The following is a 6,387-nucleotide window of genomic DNA, read 5'->3' on the forward strand; positions in this document are numbered from 1 at the left end:
CAGTCTGCCTCAAGAGGAGCATGATCAGGTAGATCTACTGCTTAGTGGTCAGCGATTCAAGGGACGTACGGCTTTATTGCGACGCTTGAAGACGTTGGGAGAGTAGTTTTGGGAAGTTATGTCAGATTTTTCTAATATAAGTTAGTTGTTTTTCTTGGTCAGATTCTTGGTGATGGTAGCCTTGGAAGGTTATTGTTTTGAGATCTTCTAGGCTTTGACAATTCTGACTTGCTGCTGCTCTTAGAAAGTGGCCTCTTCCTTTCTTTGAGATAGTAGCGTGTTGTTTTAGTTTGCCAGTTTGATCCTGCTCGTAAAAGTGTACTTTTACGAGTTTTTCGCGTTCACAAGAGGGAAAAACAGTCTCAAATTCTGATGATAGTAAGGAAATAATGGTATTGCCACTATGGTTTTGTAAAAACTGATGATAGCTTGTTTTCCAGATTGTTTTAAGAGAACTATTAGCGATTTTCACATGGTTTGAAAAATCAAGACGATGTGGTTGAATAGCCTCAGTCAGTGGAATAATACCGTATAAAGCAGTAGTTATAAAGGTTTTTTGACTTAAATAATGCTTAGCTTGAGGTGTTAACTGCTCTTTTAAAGCACGATACATGAGACCATTATAAAGTTCCAATGCCGTATAAGAGCTAGCAGTTTGATTAGCAATCATTTGCCAGCGTTGATATTCTTTGAGAGCTGCCTCTTCTTTTTTAAAGTGATAGATGGCTTGGAGCTCTTCAAGCGTTTTTTGGCTCATTTCTTCTACAATAGATAAACTAAGGTTCGGATATGGCTGGTGATGTTCTTGCGGTCTATTTTCGATCATTTCTTTAGCTGATGGTATTAAAAATGTGAGCATAGTAGCTGACTTTCTTTTGATATTAGTGGCTTAGTGAGAATAGTACTAAGCTGATTAAGGCAATGCTATAGGCACCAAAAGCTAGGAATCTAGTAGGTGCAGATAAGTGTACTTCTTGTTTGGGACTTAGTCCAATCCCCAAAAGAAGCCCCCCGAGAAGTCCCCCAAGGTGACCAGCAATGCTAACGCCAGGTGTGATGAGATTAAATAGCAGATTGATGATAATGAGTGCTCGATAGGAATGACTTAAATTTTTTAAAAGGACATTACTACTGAAGTGACCTGTAATCATAATGGCAGCAAAGAGACCAAAGATTGAGGTTGATGCACCAGCGACAATCACGTCAGGGGTTAGCAAGAGTACAAAGACATTTCCCATTATTCCAGATAAAATAACAAGTACCAAGAATTTTGTGCTGCCGTAAAGTTTTTCAGCTATTTTCCCTAAGAAAAATAAACTTACGGTATTAAATAAGAAATGCTCCCATCCAATATGAACAAAAATAGGTGTTACGAGTCGCCACAGATCAGAAGGATTGACCTTTAAAAGGTTTCCAATCAACCCTCCAAATCGATAAATGATCAAAGGGCTTTCTGCTTGTGCCAAATAGAGGGCTTGCATACTGAGAAAAACAAGGCTTATGCTAAAAATCAATAGACTTGTGATAGGGTGTTTTTTTAGAGTTATCATAGGGAAATCAACTTTCTAACAGGAAGATCAAAGGGTTCTTTGGTGAAATTTTGCAGTTGGAAGGGATAGATAGTGCTGACGGTTTCACCCTGATAATCGGCTAAATAGCGATCAAAATACCCTCCGCCATAACCGATTCTATAACCCTCAGGGGAGAAAACTAGACCAGGAACATGAATCATATCAATCTTGAACACAGGCACTTCTTCATGAGATAGAGGCTCTAAAAAGCCAAAGGTAGTTTTTTGCAATGATGCTTCATCATATGTGACAAAAATCATCTTGCCATTGGGAAAAACCTTGGGAACAAGAACCGTTTTTTGATCCATCAGGGCTTGAGAAATGAGGTGTCTAGTATCATATTCATGTGGCATGGAGAGGTAAGTCGCAAGACAACTAGCTTTTTGATATATGTCCGTTGCGATCAGCCTCTTAGAGAGTGTTTTGTCAGCCAGTGCTTTTTGATGCTTATTTCGTGAAAAGGCTGTCATTTTAAAAAGCATTTCTTGGCGTAACTCTTTTTTGCTCATCCTCTTATCTTACCATGAAGCTCCACAAAATTCTAATTAAGAATGTTATTGTATCTGGAAACCTGCATTTGTTTTAGTTGTTTTTAAGGGCTAACTATGCTATAATTAATCATCAATAGTCTGTAAGAAAGAAGGTGTCAATATGGGATTTACAGATGAAACGGTTCGTTTTAATTTAGAAGACGCTAATCGGAAAGATATTAGTGAGACTCTTTCGAATGTTTACCATTCCCTAGCTGGTAAAGGCTATAATCCAATCAATCAAATTGTGGGTTATGTTCTTAGTGGTGATCCAGCTTATATTCCACGTTACAATGATGCCAGAAATCAGATTAGAAAATACGAGCGTGATGAAATTGTAGAAGAATTGGTTCGTGCCTATCTTCAAAGCAGTGGTGTAGAACTCTAATGAGAATAATGGGATTAGATGTTGGCTCAAAGACAGTTGGTGTAGCCATTAGTGACCCCTTAGGATTTACTGCCCAAGGTATTGAAATTATCACCATTGATGAAGACAAGAAAGAATATGGCATAACACGCTTGTCTGAACTTGTTTCAGAGTATAAGGTTGATCAGTTTGTTGTTGGCCTGCCAAAGAATATGAATAATTCTGAAGGTCCTAGAGCAGAAGCTAGTAAACGTTTCGGGGATTTAATCAAAGAACGATTTGGTCTTCCTGTGGACTATCAGGATGAGCGTTTAACGACGGTTCAGGCTGAGAGGATGCTGGTTGAACAGGCAGACATTAGCCGCATCAAACGTAAAAAAGTCATTGATAAGTTAGCGGCACAACTAATTTTACAAAACTACTTAGATCGTATGTTTTAAGATAAAGGAGAAAAAATGACAGACAATCACAATCACGATCATCAGTCAGAAGTTATCACACTTGTAGATGATCAAGGCAACGAAAGTTTATTTGAAATTCTACTGACCATTGATGGTAAAGAAGAATTTGGCAAAAATTATGTGCTCTTAGTGCCCGCCGGCGCACAAGAAGACGATAATGGTGAGATTGAAATTCAAGCATACTCATATATCGAAAATGAAGATGGTACAGAAGGCGACTTGCAGCCTATTCCAGAAGATTCTGATGTTGAATGGGATATGATCGAGGAAGTTTTCAATAGCTTTATTGATGAGAACTAAGACTGAGACTAGGGTAAAAATCCTGGTCTTTTCATATTGTTGTTAAAAGTTTGTAACATACTCACGAACAGATCCTTGGTGTGACATCAAATATTGTTTATTTGTTATTATCTTTTTTCGAATAAAAAGATGATATGACTATAAAACAATTAACGACCGTTGGACTAACGAAAGCTGAAAAGAGCTTTATTAAAACCTATCGTCGCAAAGACTATCATTATTTTCGTGAGATTCAACAATATGCCCAGCTTTTAGAAAAATTGACTAAGCTGTAAATTCTGTTATACTTTTGTAGAAGAAGTAAAACAAGGAGAAGGCTAATGACGACAAGCTATCAGGATAATAATGAGCAAGTTTTAGAGGAACAAGAGACTTTTGAAGAGCTTATAAGGCCTAAATTGGCTGGTCTCGCTCATTTTTATGTCATTCTTTTAAGCATAATGTCTAGTCTGTTGTCTATTTTATGGCCTGTTTTGAGTGATTTCTCAACGATAGAGCAAACACAACATCTTTATACAGGCTTGATGATGTCAAAGGGAGTTCTGCCTTACAACGACATTTATGCGACCGGTGGTATTTTATATTACGCGGTGATAGCCTTAGCTTATTTTCTAGGATCGCCCTTATGGTTACTTGTGGTACATTTTCTGGCTTATTATGTTTCAGGACGATACCTCTATAAAATCATTGTTAACTTAACACACTCTAGTGAGTTAGCGGTTGCCATGACGGCTTTGTTTTACCTGTTTAATGCTGTGCTAGGATTTGGAGGTCTTTATCCGATTCAGTGGGCCTATCCTTTCTTGTTAAGCATGATTTGGTTTCTAATAGCTTATCGCAAGGACTTGATAAAAGATGAGCATTTTATAGCATTTGGACTTGCCCATGCTCTGGCTTTTTTGATTGAACCTCGGATGCTTATTTTCGGTGTGCTTGCTATGGTCACGCTTTTTGGTGTCAATATCCGCTTAAAACGGTTCGCGCGTGGTTTTTATCAAGCCTTATGCTTTATTTTCGGGTCAATTCTGGTTATCTATAGCGCAGGTTATGTTATTTTTAACGAGCAATTATCAAAAACTTATTTTGAACAGCCGATTGTTTATTACCTGAGTGTTTTGCAGACAAGGCAAGAGGATTTGCTAATTAGTGTGGCTTATCAGATTGGTATTTTAGTCGGTCTGGGTTTCTTTATTGCTTTTAGGAGGCATCAGAGTAGTAAGCAAAAATCTGTCACAATGCTTTTAGTCAGTTCTACCTTGATTTACAGTGTTTATGCCATACGCTCTCAATCGTTAGATGCTTATCACTTATTATTTGTGCTTGCTCAATGTTTGATTCTAGCTAGTCTGACTTTGATTGATGATTACTCATCTCAGTTGTCAAACCTGTCACATCGCCGCCATCGAAGGGTTTCTCTAGCCAAACACTTTTGGGGTGCCTATTTTACAAAAGCCTATTTATTGCCCTTGTTTTTGATTATTGGGCTGATTGGTCAAATAGGCTATCGGTACGTGTCAACATTCCAAGAAAGGCATGAGCGTCGAGAAATCGCCTCATTTATCAAACATCATACAGCTAAGAGATCCAAAATATACGTTTGGGATAATCAAGCTGACATTTATTTGCAGTCAGAGAGAGCTTCCTTATCGCCATTTATTACCCCAAATGTATATATGGGCGACCCGAGCCACGCCAAGCGTTTAGAGGACACCTTACTTCAAGGTGGTGCAGAATGGTTTATTTTAAGCAATGATGCCAAGATTAACCAAGCCATAAAGGAAAAAATATCAGAACACTATCAAAAAGTGTCTATTGGTGACCTAAAATACTTTGTAGTTTACCAGTTAAAGTGAATCCACTTAAAACCTTATGCTATTAAAAAAGCTAATGACCTATGCTAAAAAAGGAGACAATAATGGGAAAATACCAACTAGACGACAAAGGAAAAGCCTTAGTTCAACGTTTTCATGAGAAAAATAAAGGCGTCAAATCAGACTACAAAACAAGGGTTCAAGAATTATTAAAAAAAGCCAAAATCAAACAAAAATAAACGTTGAAGAGGGGTCAGTCATGTTAAAAATAGGAATCGTTGGAATAGGAAACATTTCTCAAAAAGCTTATCTTCCTTATACGAGACAGCTACCTCATATAGAATGGCATGTTTTCACGCGAGATTCGGAAACTAGGCAAAAAACCTATCGTTTATTTGGGCAAGTAGTAGCCTATAATAGCCTTGACGCTCTCTTGCAAGTTTCTTTAGACGGGGTCTTTATTCATGCGGCTACTCAAGCTCACGCTACAATTGCGAGTCAATTCTTAAAACTAGGTGTCCCTGTTTACATGGATAAGCCAGTAACAGAGAACTATGAGACGACCAAGGCTCTGTATGATTTGGCCGAGCAGCACAATACTTTTCTAATGGCAGGATTTAATCGCCGTTTTGCGCCAAAGGTTTTGAAGATGGCAGATAAGACAGAGAAAACTCGTATCTATGTAGAAAAAAATGATAGTAACAGGCTTGGAGATTTTCAGTTTAAGCTATTTGATTTTTTCATTCATCCCTTAGATACTGCTCTCTTTTTAGCAGATCAAGAGCTCATCGGCGGTCATTATCATTATCACAAAGTAGGTGGGCAGCTGTCCCAAGTTTCAGTTGTTTTAGAGACAGCTCGCTCAACGATTCTAGCAAGCATGAACCTACAGTCTGGCAGCCGTCGAGAAGTTATGGAAGTACAGACACCAGAAGCAACTTACCATTTGGAAAATTTGGAAACCTTATCTATTTATAAAGGCATCAATCAAACCATTGAGCATTTTAGTTCATGGGACACCACACTTTACAAACGTGGTTTTGAAACGATCATCTTGGCTTTTATTGAGGCCATTCAAAACAAAGAAAACCCTGTTTCACCACAGTCAAGTTTACTTAGCCATTGGATTTGCCAACAAATCAATACAGCAACACAATCATCAGGACGTTTGGATGTCAAACCACCTCAAAAATAGCACTATCTTTTGGTTCTTGGGATATGAAAATTCTGAATAATGTTGCTTACCTTGCTACGGATATCAGATAAAGCTAAGGAGATTCATGAGCTTAAAACTCAGTAACACAATATACACATAAAAACCTCAAAAAACATTCAAAAATGTAGCTT

General features: G+C 37.9%; 10 protein-coding genes. 7 read left to right on the top strand and 3 right to left on the bottom strand.

Features of this window, described 5'->3' with window-relative positions:
• Window positions 1-121: 121 nt before the first annotated feature.
• From yaaA to ACMZ6Z_RS08780, 3 genes are read right to left on the bottom strand one after another with little or no spacing between them, the layout of a single operon-like run.
• The gene (yaaA, locus tag ACMZ6Z_RS08770) at window positions 122-859 is read right to left on the bottom strand and encodes a peroxide stress protein YaaA (protein WP_416132167.1); all 738 of its coding nucleotides are present in this window, start codon (window positions 857-859) and stop codon (window positions 122-124) included.
• Window positions 860-881: 22 nt separating this feature from the next.
• Window positions 882-1,550: a rhomboid family intramembrane serine protease gene (locus tag ACMZ6Z_RS08775; RefSeq protein ID WP_416132168.1), complete on the bottom strand. Its 669-nt coding sequence runs from the start codon at window positions 1,548-1,550 to the stop codon at window positions 882-884.
• Window positions 1,547-2,080, bottom strand: a complete 534-nt coding sequence (locus tag ACMZ6Z_RS08780; RefSeq protein WP_416132169.1) for a 5-formyltetrahydrofolate cyclo-ligase — start codon at window positions 2,078-2,080, stop codon at window positions 1,547-1,549. The genes ACMZ6Z_RS08775 and ACMZ6Z_RS08780 overlap by 4 nt, the downstream gene beginning before the upstream one ends.
• Before the next feature lie 142 nt (window positions 2,081-2,222).
• Here ACMZ6Z_RS08780 and ACMZ6Z_RS08785 point away from each other — a divergent pair, with 142 nt between their 5' ends.
• The 7 genes from ACMZ6Z_RS08785 (at window position 2,223) to ACMZ6Z_RS08815 (ending at window position 6,235) form a co-directional block, all read left to right on the top strand.
• Window positions 2,223-2,489, top strand: coding sequence for an IreB family regulatory phosphoprotein (locus ACMZ6Z_RS08785; RefSeq protein ID WP_416132170.1), 267 nt, complete (start codon window positions 2,223-2,225; stop codon window positions 2,487-2,489).
• Window positions 2,489-2,908, top strand: a complete 420-nt coding sequence (gene ruvX / locus ACMZ6Z_RS08790) for a Holliday junction resolvase RuvX (protein WP_416132171.1) — start codon at window positions 2,489-2,491, stop codon at window positions 2,906-2,908. Before ACMZ6Z_RS08785 ends, ruvX begins: the two co-directional genes overlap by 1 nt.
• Before the next feature lie 15 nt (window positions 2,909-2,923).
• Window positions 2,924-3,229: a DUF1292 domain-containing protein gene (locus ACMZ6Z_RS08795; protein ID WP_416132172.1), complete on the top strand. Its 306-nt coding sequence runs from the start codon at window positions 2,924-2,926 to the stop codon at window positions 3,227-3,229.
• 134 nt (window positions 3,230-3,363) lie between these two features.
• Complete coding sequence (locus tag ACMZ6Z_RS08800) at window positions 3,364-3,504, top strand: hypothetical protein (protein ID WP_416132173.1); 141 nt, start codon at window positions 3,364-3,366, stop codon at window positions 3,502-3,504.
• Window positions 3,505-3,549: 45 nt separating this feature from the next.
• Window positions 3,550-5,082 carry a hypothetical protein gene (locus ACMZ6Z_RS08805; RefSeq protein WP_416132174.1) on the top strand — a complete coding sequence of 511 codons (1,533 nt, stop codon included), beginning with the start codon at window positions 3,550-3,552 and terminating at the stop codon, window positions 5,080-5,082.
• Between the two features lie 62 nt (window positions 5,083-5,144).
• Complete coding sequence (locus ACMZ6Z_RS08810) at window positions 5,145-5,279, top strand: hypothetical protein (RefSeq protein ID WP_416132175.1); 135 nt, start codon at window positions 5,145-5,147, stop codon at window positions 5,277-5,279.
• A gap of 20 nt (window positions 5,280-5,299) precedes the next feature.
• A complete protein-coding gene (locus ACMZ6Z_RS08815; RefSeq protein WP_416132176.1) occupies window positions 5,300-6,235 on the top strand; it encodes a Gfo/Idh/MocA family protein in 936 nt (311 codons plus the stop codon).
• The last annotated feature ends 152 nt before the right edge of the window (window positions 6,236-6,387 follow it).

Origin of the sequence: Streptococcus pluranimalium (genome assembly GCF_047785705.1) — a bacterium.
GTDB classification, from domain to species: Bacteria; Bacillota; Bacilli; order Lactobacillales; family Streptococcaceae; genus Streptococcus; species Streptococcus pluranimalium_A.